This window comes from Planosporangium spinosum, from assembly GCF_049999945.1.
Taxonomy (GTDB): Bacteria; Actinomycetota; Actinomycetes; order Mycobacteriales; family Micromonosporaceae; genus Planosporangium; species Planosporangium spinosum.
On sequence record NZ_JBLYUB010000016.1, the window covers coordinates 88,944 to 105,852 of the forward strand.

Consider the following 16,909-nt stretch of genomic DNA (forward strand, 5'->3'; position numbering starts at 1 on the left):
CCCCTTATCAGACGATCATGAGACGGCGCGGATGCCCCAGGTACCGCGCCACGTCTCGCCCGGCCGGATGACGATCAGGTCCCGGCCGGACCGGAGCGCGTCCGGCGGGCAGGTCATCGGCTCGATCGCCACCGCCCGCCGGCACCGGTCCGGGGGAAGGGTGTCGCCGGTGAAGATCTGCCACCAGTTGAACCCGCCGTCGGCCCAGACCTCCACGCCCCGGCCGTCCGCGGCGGCCAGGGTCACCGTCGAGCGGCCGTCCGCGTCGTGCTCCAGGTCACCGTACGCGGTGTCCAGCACGAGCCCGCCGATCGGGCGGGCCTGGGTGAAGTCGTACTCGGTGCCGGCGACCTTGGCCGCCCCGATCGGCAGCATCCGGCCGTCCACCAACAGCCGCGACCGGGCCGGTACCCGCAGCGTCAGGTCGTCGGCCGTGATGCCCGGTATCTGCAGGTACGGGTGGGTGGCCAGGCCGAACGGGCAGGGCTCGGTGCCGGTGTTGGTCGCGCTGTGCTCGCACACCAGCCCGTCCGGCCCGACCGACCACGTCGTCCGCAGCGCCACCGGCCACCGGTACCCCGGCTGCGGCACGATCTCGTGCCCCACGGTGACCGACGACTCGGTACCCTCCACCCGCCGCCAGCGCACCCAGTTGACCAGGCCGTGGATGGCGTTGTGCCGGCTCGGCTCGGTCAGCGCGAGCTGGTGCACGTCGCCGCCGAACGAGTACCGCCCGTCCCGGATCCGGTTGGGCCACGGCGCCAGCACCTTCCCGGCGCTGGCCGGGCACACCTCGTCGGGCCCGTACCCGAACAGCACGTCGGCGCCGTCGATCGCGTACTCGCGTAGGCCGCCACCCACCTCGACCACGACGGCGCGCTGCCCCGCCGCCCGGATGGTCCACTGTGTACCGGAGGGGGCCTGGGTCAGCGTGTCCATGACGAGACGATATCCCCCGGGTTACCACATGGTGTAGCGGCACGGGAGCGGCCAGGGCGGGATCGACCGGTCCCGGGCGGTCGACACGAGGGGCGGTCGGCGCGGGAGCGGTCAGCGCGGAGCGGTCGCCGCCTGGGCGTACCGGCGCAGGGCGGGGAAGGTGACCGCCAGGGCGACGGCGACCACGGCGGCGGCGATCCCACCCGCCACCCAGGTGACCGTCAGGCCGACCGCCTGCGCCATCAGCCCGGAACGCAGGTCGCCCAGGCGGGGGCCGCCGGCCACCACCGCGGTGAAGACGCCCTGCATCCGGCCGCGCAGCTCGTCCGGGGCGTACGTCTGGAGCATCGACTGCCGGTACACCGAGCTGACCAGGTCGGCCGCGCCGCCCACGGCGAGCAGCAGGACCGCCAGCCAGAGCGAGTGCGCCAACCCGGCGGCCGCCACGGCCAGGCCCCACACCACCACGGCCGCGACGAGGGCGGCGCCCTGGCGGCGCACCCGCCCGATCCAGCCGGACGTCAACCCCGCGACCACGGCCCCGATCGCGATCGCGCTGAACAGCCAGCCGACGGCGGCGGCGCTGTGGAACCGCTCGGCCGCGACCTGCGGGAACAGCGCCCGGGGCATCGCGAGCACCATGGCCGCGATGTCGATCGCGAACGACAGCAGCAGCACCGGCGTGGTGGCCAGGTAACGCAGCCCGAACAGCACGTCGGCCAGCGCGCCGGTGGTCCGCTCCGACCGCTCGGGTGACACCGGGGGCAGCCGCAGCGCGGCCCACAGGGTGACCGTGAACAGCACGGCGTCCACGGCGTACGCGGTCGCCACCGGGAAGCGCCCGAGCAGCAGGCCGGCACCGAGCGGCCCGGCGACCGTGGCGAGGCCGGTCATCGTGGTGCTCAGGGTGTTGGCGGCGGCGATCTCATCGGCCGGGACGATCCGCGGCACGATCGACCAGCGCGCCGGGGAGCTCACGGCGAACGCCACCGACTGCACCGCCACCAGCGCCAGCAGCAGCACCGGGCTGCGCACCCCGAGCAGGCCCTGCACGAGCAGCCCGAGCGTGCTGGCCCACATCAGCAGCGAACCGCACAGCAGCACGAGCCGCCGGTCGAAGGCGTCGGCGACGGCGCCGCCCCACAGGGCGAAGATCAGCAACGGTACGAGGCCCGCGATGCCCAGGTACCCCACCCAGGCCGACGAGCCCGTGAGGGCGAACATCTGCACGGGTACGGCGACCGCGGTGAACTGGACGCCGAAGAACGACACCGCCTGGCCGATGAACATCCGGCGGAAGGCGGCGTGCCGCAGCGGGCCGAGGTCGATGACGTGCCGGGCGAGCCAACCGCCCCGCCGGGCGGCTTCCGGTACGGGCGCCGTCCCCGGCTCCATGGTCGTCGTGGTCGGCGTGGTCGGCGTGGTCGGCGTGGTCGGCGTGGTCGCGTTGATCGTCACAACTTCCCGGAAGTCGTGGTCATCAGCGGCCCCGGAGACCACGACTTCCGGGAAGTTGTGTGGATCTTCGGCACGCGACTCGGCGTGGCTCACGGCGCGAGTCTCTCGACGACCCAACTCCCGTCGGTGCACCGGTAGCGCAGCCGGTCGTGCAGGCGGCTGGCCCGGCCCTGCCAGAACTCGACGGTTTCCGGTACCACCCGCAGTCCTCCCCAGTGCTCGGGTGGCGGGATGTCCGCGCCGTCCGGCCAGCGCCGGTCCGCCTCGGCCCACTCGTCGTCGATCACCTGGCGGGAGGCGATGACCGACGACTGCGGGCTGGCCCACGCGCCCAGCCGGGCACCCCGCGGCCGCAGCGCGAAGTACGCCTCGGTGTCGGCGCGCTCCACCTTCTCGACCTGGCCGCACACCACCACCTGCCGGTGGACCGGAAACCAGGGGAAAACCAGACTCGCGTACGGATTCGCCAGCGCCTCGCGACCCTTGCGGGAGCCATAGTTGGTGTAAAACGTGAAGCCCCGTGCGTCGTACGCCTTGAGCAGCACGGTCCGGGCGCTGGGCCGGCCCTGCGGGTCCGCGGTGGCCAGGACCATGGCGTTGGGTTCGGGCAGTCCCACGGTGACGGCGTCGGCCAGCCACCGCCCGAACTGGGTCAGCCAGTCGGGCGCCAGATCCGTCTCGTCGAGACCGCTGGTGGCGAGGTATTCGCGACGCATCCGGGCGAGGTCGGCATCGTCGGCGGGTGTGCTGGGACTCACGTTCACATCCTTCCGCTAGTGCGTCGAAATGCGTGAAGATATGTCACGCGAAACACAATTGCGCACAACGTTTACCCCCTGGCCTCATCCCAGGCCCAAAAACGACGAAGGGCTACCCGTACCGGTAGTAGCAGCGTCAGCGACGACGTAGGAGAACGACATGTCCGATTTCAAGCCCGGCCTGGAAGGTGTCATCGCCTTCGAGTCCAAAATCGCCGAGCCCGACAAGGCGGGCGGCGCGCTGCGCTACCGCGGGGTCGACATCGAGGATCTCATCGGCCAGGTTTCCTTCGGCAACGTGTGGGCGCTGCTGGTCGACGGCAAGTTCGGGCCGGGCCTGCCGCCGGCCGAGCCGTTCCCGCTGCCGGTGCACTCCGGTGACATCCGGGTCGACGTGCAGTCCGCGGCCGCCATGCTCGCCCCGTACTGGGGCCTGGGTCAGCTGCTCGACATCAGCGACGAGCAGGCCCGCGAGGATCTCGCCCGGGTCAGCGTGACCGCGCTGTCGTTCGTGGCGCAGGCCGCGCGCGGCCTCGGCCTGCCGGCGGTACCGCAGAAGGAGATCGACAAGGCGCAGACCATCGTCGAGCGCTTCATGAAGCGCTGGCGCGGCGAGCCCGACCCGCGCCACGTCAAGGCGGTCGACGCGTACTTCATCTCCGCGGCCGAGCATGGCATGAACGCCTCCACGTTCACGGCCCGCGTCGTGGCCTCCACCGGCGCCGACGTGGCCGCCTGCATCTCCTCGGGCATCGGCGCGCTGTCCGGCCCGCTGCACGGCGGCGCCCCCTCGCGCGTGCTCGGCATGATCGAGGAGGTCGAGCGGACCGGCGACGCCGTCGGGTACGTCAAGGGCGCGCTCGACCGCGGCGAGCGGCTGATGGGCTTCGGCCACCGGGTCTACCGGGCCGAGGACCCGCGCGCCCGGGTGCTCCGCCGCACCGCCCGCGAGCTGGGTGCCCCCCGCTTCGAGGTGGCCGAGGCGCTGGAGAAGGCGGCGCTGGAGGAGCTGCACAACCGCCGTCCCGACCGGGTGCTCGCCACGAACGTCGAGTTCTGGTCGGCCGTGGTGCTCGACTTCGCCGAGGTACCCGCGCACATGTTCACCTCGATGTTCACCTGCGCCCGGGTCGCCGGGTGGAGCGCCCACGTGCTGGAGCAGAAGAAGCTGGGCCGCCTGGTGCGCCCGTCGGCCAACTACGTCGGCCCCGGCCCCCGCAAGCCCCAGGACGTCGAGGGCTGGGACGCGATCCCGCACGGCGCCTGAGCCACGCCGGTACGCGCACGCGGCGCCTGAGGCAGCCGTACGCTCACGTGGCGTCTGAGGCACCCGTACGCTCACGCGGCACCTGAAAGCCGCGCCCGTACGCTCACGGCGTGAGCAACGCCGACGACCCGCGGCCTCCGGCCGCACCCGACGACGACCGGGGTAGCTGGCACCTGCGCGGGGTGGGCGCGTCCGTCTTCGCGGTCGCGCTCCTGCTCGCCGGTCTGGGCGGCACCGTCCTGTTCTCCCGGGACGGTGCCGAGGTCGGGTGGGCCCGGCTGCGCGGTGTCCCCGGCACCGTGACGATCGAGAGCTGTGCCCATAGCAGCAGCTACGCGCTCTGCTATGGGCGTTTCGACGCCGCCGACGGCTCGGTGCACGTCACGCGGCTGGAGCTGCGCACCCTGCGGCACGACCAGCCGGGTCGCGCGGAGCGGACCTGGCTGCCGACACGTACCGCCACGCACGCCTGGGGCAGTGACGTCAGCGTGTGGGGGCAACTCCTGCCGACCGTTCCGTTCCTGGTGTTGACCCTGGTCCAGGCGGTGTGGACCGCGGTGAGCTGGCGCGCCTGGCGCCGGCGGCGACGCGCCAGGCCGGAGGCAGCCGGCACGCCGGATCACGCTAGCTGGCAGGCAGCTGGCACGCCGGGTCACGCTAGCTGGCAGGCAGCTGGCACGCCGGGTCACGCCGGGCGGGAGGCCGCCGGCACGCCGGCTCACACCGGCTGGCAGTTCGCCGTCACGCCGGGTCACGAGGACCATCCGGGCGGTATGGCGGTCGGCGGGGATCGACGGCCGGTTGGATGGCAGGATCTGCGGGGTACGGCAGCGCCGCCGAGTCCGTCCGCCCCGCATCCGCGGGCTGGCAGCCAACCATGGGAGACATCAGGACATGGCTGACATTCGCATCCCCGACCAGCTCAAACCGGTCGACGGCCGGTTCGGCTGCGGGCCGAGCAAGGTCCGCCCGGAGGCAGTCGAGGCGCTCGCCGCCCTCTCCCGTACGTACCTGGGCACCTCACACCGGCAGAAGACCGTCCGCGACCAGGTGGCACGGCTGCGGCGCGGGCTGGCCGAACTGTTCTCGCTGCCCGAGGGGTACGAGGTGGTGCTCGGCAACGGCGGGACTACCGCATTCTGGGAAGTGGCGACGTTTTCCCTGATCCGCGATAAAGCCCAATTCGCCGAGTTCGGGGAGTTCGGCGCGAAGTTCGCGAAAGCCGTAAAAGACGCCCCGTTCCTGGGTGAGCCGACCGTGATCAGGGCGGAGGCCGGCTCGGCGCCGGCCCTGCGGGCCGAGGACGGCGTCGACGCGTACTGCACCCCGCAGAACGAGACCTCCACCGGCGTGGCCGTGCCGGTACGGCGGGTCGCCGGTGCCGCCGGGGACGCCCTCATGCTGCACGACGCGACGTCGGCCGCCGGCGGCCTGGAGGTCGACCTGACCGAGACCGACGTGTACTACTTCGCCCCGCAGAAGAACTTCGGCTCCGACGGCGGGCTGTGGATCGCGCTGCTGTCGCCGTCGGCGATCGCCCGCGCGACCGGCATCAAGGAGTCGGGGCGTTACATCCCGGCCTTCCTCGACCTCGTTACCGCGATCGAGAACTCCCGGCTGGAGCAGACACTCAACACCCCGGCCCTCGCCACGATCTTCCTGGCCGCCGAGCAGGTGGACTGGATGCTCGCCAACGGCGGGCTGCCCTGGGCGGCCAAGCGCACCGCCGAGAGCGCGGCGGTCCTGTACGGCTGGGCCGAGCGCTCGCCGGTGGCCAGCCCGTACGTGCTCGACCCGGGCCTGCGCTCCACCGTCGTCGGCACGATCGACTTCGCCGACGACGTCGACGCCGCCACCGTGGCGAAGGTGCTGCGCGCCAACGGGATCGTGGACACCGAGCCGTACCGCAAACTGGGCCGCAACCAGCTGCGGGTGGCGCTGTTCCCGACCATCGAACCGGCCGACGTGGAGGCGCTGACCCGCTGCGTCGACTACGTGGTCGAACAGCTCTGAACGGGGTCCGTCGCGCGCTGGAGCAGATGCTGGAGGCCGGGCACGGTCCCGGCCTCTTCGCGCGCGTGACACGGGACGGCGTGGAGGAGTTCGCCGGTGCCGCCGGCGTCGCCGACCTGGTCGACCGGCGTCCGATCACCGCCGCCGACCGGTTCCGCATCGGCAGCATCACCCGGACGTTCGTCGCGACGGTAGTCCTGCAACTGGCCGCCGAAGGACGGCTGGCCCTGGAGGACCCGGTCGGCGGCTGGCTGCCGGAGTACCCGCTGCACCCGGACCTGACCCTGGCCCACCTGCTGGAGATGCGCTCGGGCCTGCCCTGCTACGCCGACGCCCTGGTCGGCACCCCGCCCGACTGGCGGGTCTTCGACCGGTACCACGCCCCCGAGGACCTGGTACGCCTGGCGCTGACCCTCGACAGCGAGGACCGGCCGGGTCTGGTCCACCGCCGCTGCGACACCGACTACCTGCTGCTCGGACTGGTCGTGGAGTGGGTCACCGGGCAGCGCCTGGACGCCCAGGTCTGGCAGCGCGTCATCGCCCCGCTGGGGCTGCGTGACACCTACTTCCCGACCGTCGACCCGCGGTTGCGTGGCCGGCACGCCACCGGGTACGTGCGCTGCCACGACAGGTACCTGCCGTGCCCGGAGGTCACCCCGTCACAGTCGTGGGCGTCCGGTGCGATGGTGTCGACCCCGGCCGACCTCGGGCGGTTCTTCGACGCGCTGCTCGGCGGCGAGCTGCTGCCCGCGCCGTACCTGTCGGCGATGTGTGACGCGGCTCCCGTCGACGGGCACACCGGCTACGGTCTGGGCATCTACCGGATCCGGTTCGATGACGGCGGTACCGGCTTCGGCCACGACAGCGCGGCACCCGGGTACAGCTCGCTGGTGATGCGCATCGACGGGGCGCGAACTGTCGTGCTATATCGGAATAGTTTCGACCGCGCGCTTCCACTGTCGTGGAACAACCCGGTCGTCGCCGCTATGCTGCCCTGACCTTGTAATCTTTTCGTCTTCGTCCGGCGCGGCTTACCCCGAGCGGTTAGGGTGACGCGTACTGTTCCTTTCAAACGAGCACAGCTGATGTGCTGCTCACGGGTGGACGGAGGCATGGGATGCGGCCGGTACGGTTCGTCGCCCTCTCCGAGGACGGTCATGCACTGGTGCTCGCCGACGAGGTCGGGCGCCTCCTCGCCCTACCCGTCGACGACCGGGTCGCCACGGCCTTGCGCGTGGAGCGCCACGCCGGCGGTGGGCAACTTCCGGCCAGCCCGGCGAACGATTTCGCCGCCGCCTCGTCACTGGCTCCGCGCGACATCCAGGCCCGCATCCGCGCCGGCGAGTCCGCCGACGACGTGGCCCGGGTGGCCGGAGTGCCGGTCGACCGGGTGCTGCGCTACGCCGGGCCGGTGCTGCAGGAGCGGGCGATGCTCGCCCAGCATGCGCGCCGCACGAAGCTGAAGAACTCGGAGAAGGGCGCCTCGCTGGCCGAGGTGGTCGACACCCGCCTGGCGCAGCACGGCATTGACAGCGAGAAGATCTCCTGGGACGCGTACCGCCGCGACGACGGCACCTGGCGCATCCTCGCCCGGTGGCCCAGCGGCAAGGCGACCGCCCAGGCGATCTGGGAGCTCGACAAGTCCCGGCAGATCGTCACGCCGCACGACGACATGGCGCAGTACCTGTGCGCCGAGCGGCCCACCCAGATCCTCGGCCAGGACCCGCCGGCGCCGCAGCACGTGCCCGGTGAGCTGAGCCGCGGCGGCCACGAGCCGATGCGCCCGGCCGCCGACACCGCGCGGCGCGAGTCGCGGCCCGGCCGGGGCCTGGGCGACCCGATCCGCTCCGGGCGCGACGCGCTGCTCGCCTCGCTCGATCGGCCCCTGGAGGGGCAGACCGGCGGCACCCGGCTCAACCCTCCCGCGGCGCCGTCCGCCGACCCCGCGCGCCAGCCCGCCCGGGGCGGGGCCGCGGCGCTGCTCGGCTCCCCCGGCTCCGCGTTCGACGAGGAGACCGACGGCACCAAGGCGATTCCGGACGTGCCGTCCCTGGCGGTGCTCCGGCCCCGGCGTACCACGGTCCCGGCCCCGGCCGCGGGTGGCCCGGAGCAGCCCGGCGACAAGCCGCGCAAGCGCCTGCCGAGCTGGGACGACGTCCTTTTCGGCGGCGCACCCGCCCGCGAGTCCTCCTGACCACGGCCTGATCGCCTGGGCCGCGCCGGACCGGGGCCGGGACCGCCGGTGCAACCGGTACCCGATCATCCGATCTAGGGTTGGCCGTATGGAGTACACGAATCTGGGACGCACCGGGCTGCTGGTGAGCCGGCTCTGCCTGGGCACCATGAACTTCGGCCCGAAGACCTCCGAGGAAGACAGTTACGCGATCATGGATCGCGCCCTGGAACACGGACTCAACTTCTTCGACACCGCGAACGTGTACGGCTGGCAGACCGGCGAGGGCGTCACCGAGCAGATCATCGGCCGCTGGCTGGCCCAGGGCGGCGGCCGGCGCGACAAGGTCGTACTCGCCACGAAGGTGTACGGCAAGATGGGCGAGTGGCCCAACGAACAGGGCCTGTCGGCGCGCCACATCATCCGCGCCTGCGACGACTCGCTGCGCCGGCTGCAGACCGACTGGATCGACCTGTACCAGATGCACCACGTCTCCCGCTCCACCCCGTGGGAGGAGATCTGGCAGGCGATGGAGATCCTCGTGGCGCAGGGCAAGGTGCGCTACGTCGGCTCCTCCAACTTCGCCGGCTGGCACCTGGTCGCGGCGCAGGAGTCGGCGGCCCGCCGGCACTTCCTCGGCCTGGTCAGCGAGCAAGCCATCTACAACCTGCTCACCCGGCACGTGGAGCTGGAGGTCGTACCCGCCGCGATCGAGTACGGCATCGGCATCATCCCGTGGTCGCCGCTGCACGGCGGCCTGCTGTCCGGCGCGCTGCGCAAGCAGCGGGAGGGCACCGCCGCACGGTCTGCCGAGGGCCGCTCGAACCAGGATCTCGACGCCAACCGCGAGGCGATCGAGGCGTACGAGAAGCTCGCCGCCGAACTGGGTCACGACCCGGCGGATGTGGCGCTGGCCTGGCTGCTGTCGCGGCCGGGGGTGACCGCCCCGATCGTCGGCCCGCGCACGGTCGAGCAGCTCGACAACTCGCTGCGCGCGCTGGAACTCACGCTCGACGAGCGGACCCTGGCCCGGCTCGACGAGCTGTTCCCACCGGTCGGCAAGGGCGGCCCCGGCCCCGAGGCCTGGGCCTGGTAGGTGCTTTCCCTGATCGTGGACACGTGGGCCGGTTATCGCCGGCCCACGTGTCCACGAGCTACGAGAGCGGCACCGAGTGCATCCGGTCGTACTGCGGGCGCGGGCCGAGCTGGCTGCGTACCAGCCGGATGTCGGCGACCGTCCAGGGCGGACTCTGGTACGCCTGGAGCACGGCGAGGTCGGCCGCCAGCTCCTCGGCGGTGATCCGGTCACCGGGCCGGGCGATGGTCAGGTGCGGGCGGAACCGCTTGTGGTCGTACGGCAGCCGCGCGGCCCGCAGTTCGCGGCGCACGGCCTCGGTGAGCCGGGCGAGGGAGTCGACGTCCCCGCGCAGTCCGGCCCAGAGCGTGGTGAACCGGCTGCGGCCGAACGTACCGCCGCCGGCGATCGTCACGACGGGTGCGGTGCGGGCGTCGGACCGGCCGGCGTCCTGCCAGCGTTCGACCGCCCGGTCCACCGCGCTCCGGGCCAGGTCCACCTCCGGGTCCGGTACGTCGCCGAGAAACGCCAGCGTGACGTGCCAGTGCTCGGGCGGCGCGAGCCGTACCGACTGTCCCGGCTCGCGCGGCCGGCCCACGCTGAGGTTGCCGACGACGCCCGCGAGGTTCTCGCGTACCTCCGGTGGCGGGTACGCGGCGACGAACAGTCTCACGGCGCGTCCCGCCACGGATCCGTGGCTCCCGGTGAGCACGGTGCTTCCACAAGCCGAGGCTATGCCCGACGGGCCGGGTCGGCGCACCGGGTCGACGGGGCCGGGTCAGCGCGCCGGGCGGCGACGGGGCCGGGTCAGCGCGCCGCCGGGCGGATCGCCGGTACCCGGAAGTCGATCACAGCTCCATCCGGCGCGGGTTCCCGGACGTGTACGTGCGGGCGGGGCCGCAGGTGCAGGCCGATCTCGGCGTGGGCGCGGCGCAGGTGTACCGCGCTCACCACGAGACCGGCCAGCAGCGAGACCACGCCACCGATCCACATGCCGGAGCGCGGGCCGAACCGCTCGGCCGCCCAACCGATGATCATCGCGCCGAACGGCGTCGTACCGAGGAAGACCAGCGTGTACAGCGCCACCACCCGGCCGCGGAACTCGGAGGTCGTACCGAGCTGGATGCGCTGGTTGGCCGCCTGCGCGAAATACATCATGAAGAACCCGGTGGGCACCAGCAGTCCGGCCGCCACCAGGTAGGTGGGCGCGAAGGCGACCAGCGTCTCCAGTACCCCGAAGGCCAGGGCTCCGACGAGCACGATGTAGACCGACGGGCGGCTGCGCCGCCCGCTGCCCGCCAGTGCCCCGCCGAGCGCACCGACGGCGAGCGCCGTCGACAGCAGCCCGAACGACTGGGGCCCGGCCTTGAAGACGGTACCGGCGAGCACCGCCAGGGTCACCGGGAAGTTGAAGCCGAACATTCCGACGACCAGCACCAGCATCATGGGCAGGACGAGGTCCTGCCGGCTCCAGGTGTAGCGCAGCCCGTCGACGATCCGGGCGTCCCGGGCCTCCACCTTGCCGACCCCGGCGCGGTACAGCTCCTCCGGGCGCATCCGCAGCGCCGAGACCAGCGGCCCGACACACATCACCGCGTTGGCCAGGAACACCGTCCCCAGGGGCGCCATCGCCATCGCCGCGCCGGCCACGGCCGGGCCGACGATACGGGCGGAGTTGAAGGTGGCGGCGGACAGGGCCAGCGCGTTGGGCAGCAGGTCCCGGCCGACGAGTTCGGAGACGAACGACTGGCGTACCGGCGCCTCGATGGCATTGATCACACCGGTGACCAGCGCGACCGCGAAGACGTGCCAGAGCTGCACCACGTCGGTCGCGACGAGGACGCCGAGCACCGCGGCGACCACGGCGAACGCGGCGTTGACGGCGATGAGCAGCTTGCGCTTGTCGAACCGGTCGGCCAGCTTCCCGCCGTACAGCGTCAGCGCGAGCACCGGCAGGAACTGCAGCGCGGTGACCGTGCCGAGCGCGGTCGGGCGCTGGTGGGACAGCTGGAGGACCAGCCAGTCCTGTGCGGTGAACTGCATCCAGACACCGATCAGCTTGACGAGCTGGCCGGTGCTGAACAGACGGAAATTCCTGACCTTCAGTGATCGAAAGGTGGTGCTCAGCCGTGAACGCACTCTGGTGTGCGCCTCCTCCGCGTTGTCTCGCGGCCCGCCGGCTGGCTCCTCCGGTCAGGCCCTACTTATCCGGTCGACGATGAGCGCCGCCCGGCGGAGCGTCTCGCGCTCCGCCACGCTGAGCGCCGCGATCTGGTCGCCCAACCAGGCATCCCGGGCCCGGCTGTTGGCGGCGAGCATCGACCGCCCCGCCTCGGTCGCGGACAGAATCACCTGCCGGCCGTCGGTCGGGTGCGGGGTGCGCTGGACGAGCCCGCGCTCCTCGAGCTTGCCCACGACCCTGGTCATGGTCGGTGGCTGTACCCGCTCGGCGTCGGCCAACTCACGGGGGGTGAGCGCGCCGGCCAGGTCCAGGCTGGTGAGGGCGGAGAGCTGGCTCTGGGTCAGCTCCCCGAGCGGCCTGGTCTGGCGCAGCCGGCGGTTGAGCCGCGCGATCGCATCGCGCAACAGGGCGGCGATCCGCTCGCTCGACGCCATGCGTACCGTCACAATCGTTAGCTTAACTAATAAGATTAGCTAAAGTTATCTGTTTGTGAGCGCACTCACGCAGGTCTCTACCTTCGACCGCGTACCCTGACGCCGTGTCGACCAGCAAGAATCCGCCGCCGGACCGCGGCCAGCCGGTGTCCGAGTCGCGGCTGGCCGCCCTCGACCCGCCGATGGTGCCGCTGGCGATCGCCGGAATCGTGATCTGGGCGGTGATCGGCCTCACGTTCCTGGCGTTCCGCGACACCCTCCGGGCGCACGGCCACGACGACTGGCTGGCGATCTGCCTGGCCGGCTTCCTGTGGGGGTTCCCGGGTCTCGCCGTCATGATCAAGCACGACGCCAACCGGCGCCGGCGCCGCGGGCAGTAGCGGCGTCCGTACCCGACACGCAGGCGCCCCGGTCACCGTCCGAGCGGTGACCGGGGCGCCTGCGTGTCGAAGGCTCCCGAGGAGGTCAGTGGACCTCCTCCACCTCGCTGTCGTCGTACACCGTCGGCAACTCGTCGACCGGGCTGCTGGCCGGCTCGGTGAGCACCTCCGAGTGCGCGCCGCAGCCGTGGTCGACGCTCACGACCCGGCCGTCATCGGTGGCGTACATGTTCGCGCAGACGCCGAACGCCTGCCGCATCGAGCCGGCGAGAGGCAGGTAGAAGCCGCAACTGCCGCAGCGGGCCGTGCGCGGGGCGGCCACCGAGATCGGCGCGTCCGGACCGTGGTCGCTGTCGTACCACCGCTGGGCGGCGTCGGCCCGCCCCTCCCGCGACAGCACGCGCGACCGGCCCAGGCCCAGCTCCCACGACACCTCTTCGACCGCGGGGTCGTCGGACTGCACGTAACCGGGGACCAGCCGGTCGTCGTCGGCGCCGGTCGGCAACAGGTCACCCACGCCGAGATCACCGGGGCGCAGCCGCTCCTGCCACGGCACCCACGGGGGCGCGAGCAGCGAGTCGGGACCCGGAAGCAGTGCGGCCTCGCAGACCGTCACGTGCTTGCTGCGGGAGACCCGCGTCACCGTCACGGCCCAACGCCAGCCGCGGTAGCCGGGAAGCCGGCAGTCGAACAGGTGGGTCACCAGCCGCTCGCCCTCGGCGATCGTCTGCAGATGGTCGCCGACGTGGTCGGGATCCACGTCGGCGAGAGCCGAGCGGGCCACTCCGATCGCGGCCGCACACGTGGTATCCAACTTGGCCGCGCGCGCGGCACCCCTGCCAACTGCCCTTGTCACCCGACCATTCTGCCTCAACTTCCGCCACTTCACGCCATCGACCGAGCACAGACCCCGGATCGCCGCCCCGGCCGTCGGCGTCCGGGCCCGACGGAGACTTCGACCCGTCGCACCGATGGTTCAGGATGGTGGGCATGTCGGTAGTGCGTACCCTCGGCCGCAGCGCGCTCCTGGCCGCGCTCGCCGCCCGGCGGCTGGCCGGGACGGGCGTGCGCACGGCCCGTTTCGTCACCCGCAACGTGCTGGTGGCGCGCCAGCGCGGCGGCGCGGGCGAGACCGGGATGATGCGCCTGCTGGACCTGCACGCGGCGTCCTGCGCGGGTGACACGCTCGTCGCGATCGGGTTGGCGGGCACCGTCTTCTTCAACGTGCCGGTGGGCGAGGCACGTGGCCGGGTGGCGCTCTACCTGCTGGTCACGATGTTGCCGTTCGCGCTGCTGGCGCCGGTGGTCGGTCCGGTGCTCGACCGGTTCCGGCACGGCCGGCGGTACGCGCTGGCGCTCACGATGCTCGGCCGGTTCTTCCTCGCGTACATGATCTCCGAGCACATCGGCGACTACACGCTCTACCCGGCCGCGTTCGGCATGCTGGTGCTGTCCCGGGCGTACGGGGTGGCCCGCAGCGCCGCCGTCCCCCGGGTACTGCCCGCCGGACTGGGCCTGTCCGAGGCCGGCGCGCGGGCGTCGGTGTTCGGTACGGTCGCCGGTGCCGTCGTCGCGCCGGTCGGGCTCGCCGCCGCCTATGTCGGCCCCGCGTGGGCACTGCGGCTGTCGATGGTGGTGTTCGCGATCGGCATGGTCGTCGCGCTGCGCCTGCCCGCGCGTACCGACTCGCAGCCACCCGAGGTCGTCCCCCGGCTGCTCCAGTTCCGCGGGCACAAGGGCGCCAAGGTCCTTTCCGGTCGCCTCGTCGTCACCAGCCTCGCCGGCAGCGCCACGTTACGCGCGGCGTACGGCTTCCTGACCCTCTTCCTCGCGTTCGCGATCCGCACCGGTGACCTGCCGACCCGGCTGCCCGGCTGGTCGGTGCCGGCGACCACGGCGATCGCCCTGGTCGCCGGGGCGATCGGCGTGGGCTCGTTCCTCGCCACCGCGGTGGGTACGGCGCTGCGCATCCGCCGGCCCGCACTGCTGCAGGCCGGCGCGATCCTCGCCGTCACCCTCGCCGGCGTCGCCGCCGTCGTGCTGTACAACCTCGTCGTCGTGACGGTGCTCTGCCTGGTCACCGCGGTCGCGAGCGGCCTGGCCAAGCTCGCCGTCGACGCGGCGATCCAGGAGCGGGTCCCCGAGGGGGTACGGGCCAGCGCCTTCGCCCACTCGGAGACGCTGCTGATGTTCGCCTGGGTCGCCGGAGGCGCGCTTGGGCTGGTTCCGTTCAGCGGCCGGCTCGGTCTGGGCGTGCTCGCGGCCTGCGTCGCGGCGGGGCTGGTCCGGGCCGTCCTGGCCGCGGGGCGGCTGCGCCGGGAGCGGCTTCACGGTGCGGCCGCGCCGGCGGAGGCGACCGCCGCCACCGGGACCGGCGACGACCGCGCCCCCGGCCGGACCCGGGTGGACCCCACCGCGGTCGACCCGCGGCGCGACCCGGGGTCGTCGCCGGAGCAGCCACCCGCGCCGGCCGGCGGCCGGCCGCGGCGGGCCCCCGAGCCGGCCGAGACGACGCGCGTCCTCGTACAGTCCGAGCCGGAGCCGCCGGCCGGATACCACCTCTACCGGCCGTCCGGCACCGACCCGACCCTCGATCTCAAGGACGACTCGTGAGCTTTCTCGGACACCGCCGGGTCCTCGTCGTCACGGCCGTTGAGCCCGAGCGGCAGGCCGTGCTGCGCGGGTTGGCCGCGGCCGGCCTCGCCTGCCACGGCGCGGACCGCAGCGGCGACGACGCCGGCGACGGCAGCGGTCACCGCGGCGCCGACAGCGCCGTCGTGGTCGAGGTCGGCGGCGTCGGTTCCGCCGCCGCGGCGGCGGCCACGGCACGGGTACTCGCCCTGCACCGCTTCGACGCGGTGCTGTCGGCCGGGATCGGCGGCGGCATCGGCGTGCCCACCGGAGGAACGGTGATCGGCACCGCGAGCGTCGCCGCGGACCTCGGCGCCGACTCACCGGACGGGTTCCTCAGCCTCGACGAGCTCGGCTTCGGCAGCGCGGGCGTCACCGCCGATCCCGGGCTGGTCGCCGGGCTGGTGGCGGCGCTGCCGGCCGCGGTCAGCGGGCCGGTGCTCACCGTCTCGACCGTCACCGGCACCCTCGCCGGTACCCGCGACCTGACCGCCCGCCACCCGGACGCGGTCGCCGAGGCGATGGAGGGATTCGGCGTGGCGACCGCCGCCGAGCAGGCCGGACTGCCCTTCGCCGAGCTGCGCACAATATCGAATCCGGTCGGTCCGCGTGATCGCGCCGCGTGGCGGATCGGCGATGCCCTGGAGGGGTTGGGCGAAGCGTTCACGGCCCTGGCAAAGTGGACGGCGTGACGCTCTCTCTCGCGATCTCGCCCTGCCCCAACGACACATTCGTCTTCCACGCACTCGTCCACGGCCTGGTGGCCGGCGCGCCACCGGTGGACGTGACATACGCGGACGTCGACGTCACCAACCTGGCGGCGGCGCAGGGCACGTACGACCTGGTGAAGGTGAGCTACGCGGCGCTGCCGTGGCTGCTGGACAAGTACGCCCTGCTGCCCTGCGGCGGAGCGCTCGGCCGGGGCTGCGGCCCGCTGGTCCTGGTCCGCGACCCGGAGGACACCCCGGACCTCGCCGGTCGCACGGTGGCCGTGCCGGGCGACCGCACCACGGCGTACCTGCTGATGCGGCTCTGGGCGGCGGGCGCCGAACCGGCCACCATCGAGATCGTGCCGTTCCACGAGATCATGCCGGCCGTGGCGGCCGGCAAGTACGACGCCGGCCTGGTCATCCACGAGGCCCGGTTCACCTACCAGCGGCACGGCCTGCACGCGCTCGCCGACCTGGGTGAGTGGTGGGAGCGCGACACCGGGCTGCCGATCCCGCTCGGCGCGATCCTCGCCCGCCGCGACAGCGTCGATGCGGCCGACGCCGCGGAATGGGTACGGGCGTCGGTGCGGGCGGCCTGGGACGACCCGGAGGCGACCCAGGAGTACGTGCTGGCGCACGCGCAGGAACTGGAGCCGTCCGTGGCGAGCCAGCACATCGCGCTGTACGTGAACGACTTCACCGCGGACCTCGGCGAGGAGGGCTACGCCGCCATCGAGGCGCTGCTGGAGCGCGCCGAGGCGGCGGGCCTCACGCCGCCGCTGGCCGGCCCGCTGCGCTGAGCGCCCGCCGTGATCGTCCCGACGCCCGCCGTCATGGTCCCGTGATCGTCACCACACGACCGGCGGCCCGGCGGGCGTCGAGCGGGCGG

17 protein-coding genes are annotated in these 16,909 nt (G+C 72.9%); 10 read left to right on the plus strand and 7 right to left on the minus strand.

The annotated features are described in order from the left end of the window. Window positions 1-15: 15 nt before the first annotated feature. The 3 genes from ACNTMW_RS21180 to pdxH all read right to left on the minus strand — a co-directional run bounded on the left by ACNTMW_RS21180 (window position 16) and on the right by pdxH (window position 3,113). A complete protein-coding gene (locus ACNTMW_RS21180; protein WP_426635453.1) occupies window positions 16-939 on the minus strand; it encodes an aldose 1-epimerase family protein in 924 nt (307 codons plus the stop codon). Between the two features lie 111 nt (window positions 940-1,050). After that, complete coding sequence (locus ACNTMW_RS21185; RefSeq protein ID WP_426635531.1) at window positions 1,051-2,334, minus strand: MFS transporter; 1,284 nt, start codon at window positions 2,332-2,334, stop codon at window positions 1,051-1,053. Between the two features lie 152 nt (window positions 2,335-2,486). Further along, window positions 2,487-3,113 (minus strand): pyridoxamine 5'-phosphate oxidase, encoded by a 627-nt coding sequence (gene pdxH, locus ACNTMW_RS21190; protein WP_426635532.1) that lies wholly within the window; start codon window positions 3,111-3,113, stop codon window positions 2,487-2,489. Between the two features lie 202 nt (window positions 3,114-3,315). On the opposite strand from pdxH, the gene ACNTMW_RS21195 reads away from it, so the two are divergent. The 6 genes from ACNTMW_RS21195 (at window position 3,316) to ACNTMW_RS21220 (ending at window position 9,704) form a co-directional block, all read left to right on the plus strand. Then, a complete protein-coding gene (locus tag ACNTMW_RS21195; protein WP_426635454.1) occupies window positions 3,316-4,422 on the plus strand; it encodes a citrate synthase 2 in 1,107 nt (368 codons plus the stop codon). 110 nt (window positions 4,423-4,532) lie between these two features. Continuing rightward, a complete protein-coding gene (locus ACNTMW_RS21200) occupies window positions 4,533-5,324 on the plus strand; it encodes a hypothetical protein (protein ID WP_426635456.1) in 792 nt (263 codons plus the stop codon). Further along, a complete protein-coding gene (serC, locus tag ACNTMW_RS21205; RefSeq protein ID WP_426635457.1) occupies window positions 5,317-6,435 on the plus strand; it encodes a phosphoserine transaminase in 1,119 nt (372 codons plus the stop codon). The genes ACNTMW_RS21200 and serC overlap by 8 nt, the downstream gene beginning before the upstream one ends. Window positions 6,436-6,452: 17 nt before the next feature. Next, window positions 6,453-7,433 (plus strand): serine hydrolase domain-containing protein, encoded by a 981-nt coding sequence (locus tag ACNTMW_RS21210; RefSeq protein ID WP_426635533.1) that lies wholly within the window; start codon window positions 6,453-6,455, stop codon window positions 7,431-7,433. Between the two features lie 119 nt (window positions 7,434-7,552). After that, the gene (gene sepH / locus ACNTMW_RS21215; protein WP_426635458.1) at window positions 7,553-8,629 is read left to right on the plus strand and encodes a septation protein SepH; all 1,077 of its coding nucleotides are present in this window, start codon (window positions 7,553-7,555) and stop codon (window positions 8,627-8,629) included. An 88-nt stretch (window positions 8,630-8,717) separates the two neighbouring features. Next, a complete protein-coding gene (locus ACNTMW_RS21220; protein WP_426635459.1) occupies window positions 8,718-9,704 on the plus strand; it encodes an aldo/keto reductase in 987 nt (328 codons plus the stop codon). Between the two features lie 58 nt (window positions 9,705-9,762). On the opposite strand, the gene thpR is transcribed toward ACNTMW_RS21220, so the two are convergent. The 3 genes from thpR to ACNTMW_RS21235 form a co-directional block, all read right to left on the minus strand. Further along, window positions 9,763-10,356 (minus strand): RNA 2',3'-cyclic phosphodiesterase, encoded by a 594-nt coding sequence (gene thpR / locus ACNTMW_RS21225; protein WP_426635460.1) that lies wholly within the window; start codon window positions 10,354-10,356, stop codon window positions 9,763-9,765. 134 nt (window positions 10,357-10,490) lie between these two features. Next, window positions 10,491-11,822, minus strand: coding sequence for an MFS transporter (locus ACNTMW_RS21230; RefSeq protein ID WP_426635461.1), 1,332 nt, complete (start codon window positions 11,820-11,822; stop codon window positions 10,491-10,493). A gap of 54 nt (window positions 11,823-11,876) precedes the next feature. Continuing rightward, complete coding sequence (locus ACNTMW_RS21235) at window positions 11,877-12,299, minus strand: MarR family winged helix-turn-helix transcriptional regulator (protein ID WP_426635534.1); 423 nt, start codon at window positions 12,297-12,299, stop codon at window positions 11,877-11,879. Between the two features lie 182 nt (window positions 12,300-12,481). Here ACNTMW_RS21235 and ACNTMW_RS21240 point away from each other — a divergent pair, with 182 nt between their 5' ends. Continuing rightward, window positions 12,482-12,679: a DUF2530 domain-containing protein gene (locus ACNTMW_RS21240; RefSeq protein ID WP_426635535.1), complete on the plus strand. Its 198-nt coding sequence runs from the start codon at window positions 12,482-12,484 to the stop codon at window positions 12,677-12,679. Between the two features lie 85 nt (window positions 12,680-12,764). Here ACNTMW_RS21240 and ACNTMW_RS21245 read toward each other — a convergent pair whose 3' ends face one another. After that, complete coding sequence (locus ACNTMW_RS21245; RefSeq protein ID WP_426635462.1) at window positions 12,765-13,553, minus strand: DUF3027 domain-containing protein; 789 nt, start codon at window positions 13,551-13,553, stop codon at window positions 12,765-12,767. A 116-nt stretch (window positions 13,554-13,669) separates the two neighbouring features. Here ACNTMW_RS21245 and ACNTMW_RS21250 point away from each other — a divergent pair, with 116 nt between their 5' ends. The 3 genes from ACNTMW_RS21250 to ACNTMW_RS21260 are packed head-to-tail and all read left to right on the plus strand — an operon-like array spanning window position 13,670 to window position 16,820. After that, the gene (locus tag ACNTMW_RS21250) at window positions 13,670-15,292 is read left to right on the plus strand and encodes an MFS transporter (RefSeq protein WP_426635463.1); all 1,623 of its coding nucleotides are present in this window, start codon (window positions 13,670-13,672) and stop codon (window positions 15,290-15,292) included. Beyond that, complete coding sequence (locus tag ACNTMW_RS21255; RefSeq protein WP_426635464.1) at window positions 15,289-16,002, plus strand: futalosine hydrolase; 714 nt, start codon at window positions 15,289-15,291, stop codon at window positions 16,000-16,002. Before ACNTMW_RS21250 ends, ACNTMW_RS21255 begins: the two co-directional genes overlap by 4 nt. After that, window positions 15,999-16,820, plus strand: a complete 822-nt coding sequence (locus tag ACNTMW_RS21260) for a 1,4-dihydroxy-6-naphtoate synthase (RefSeq protein WP_426635465.1) — start codon at window positions 15,999-16,001, stop codon at window positions 16,818-16,820. Before ACNTMW_RS21255 ends, ACNTMW_RS21260 begins: the two co-directional genes overlap by 4 nt. The last annotated feature ends 89 nt before the right edge of the window (window positions 16,821-16,909 follow it).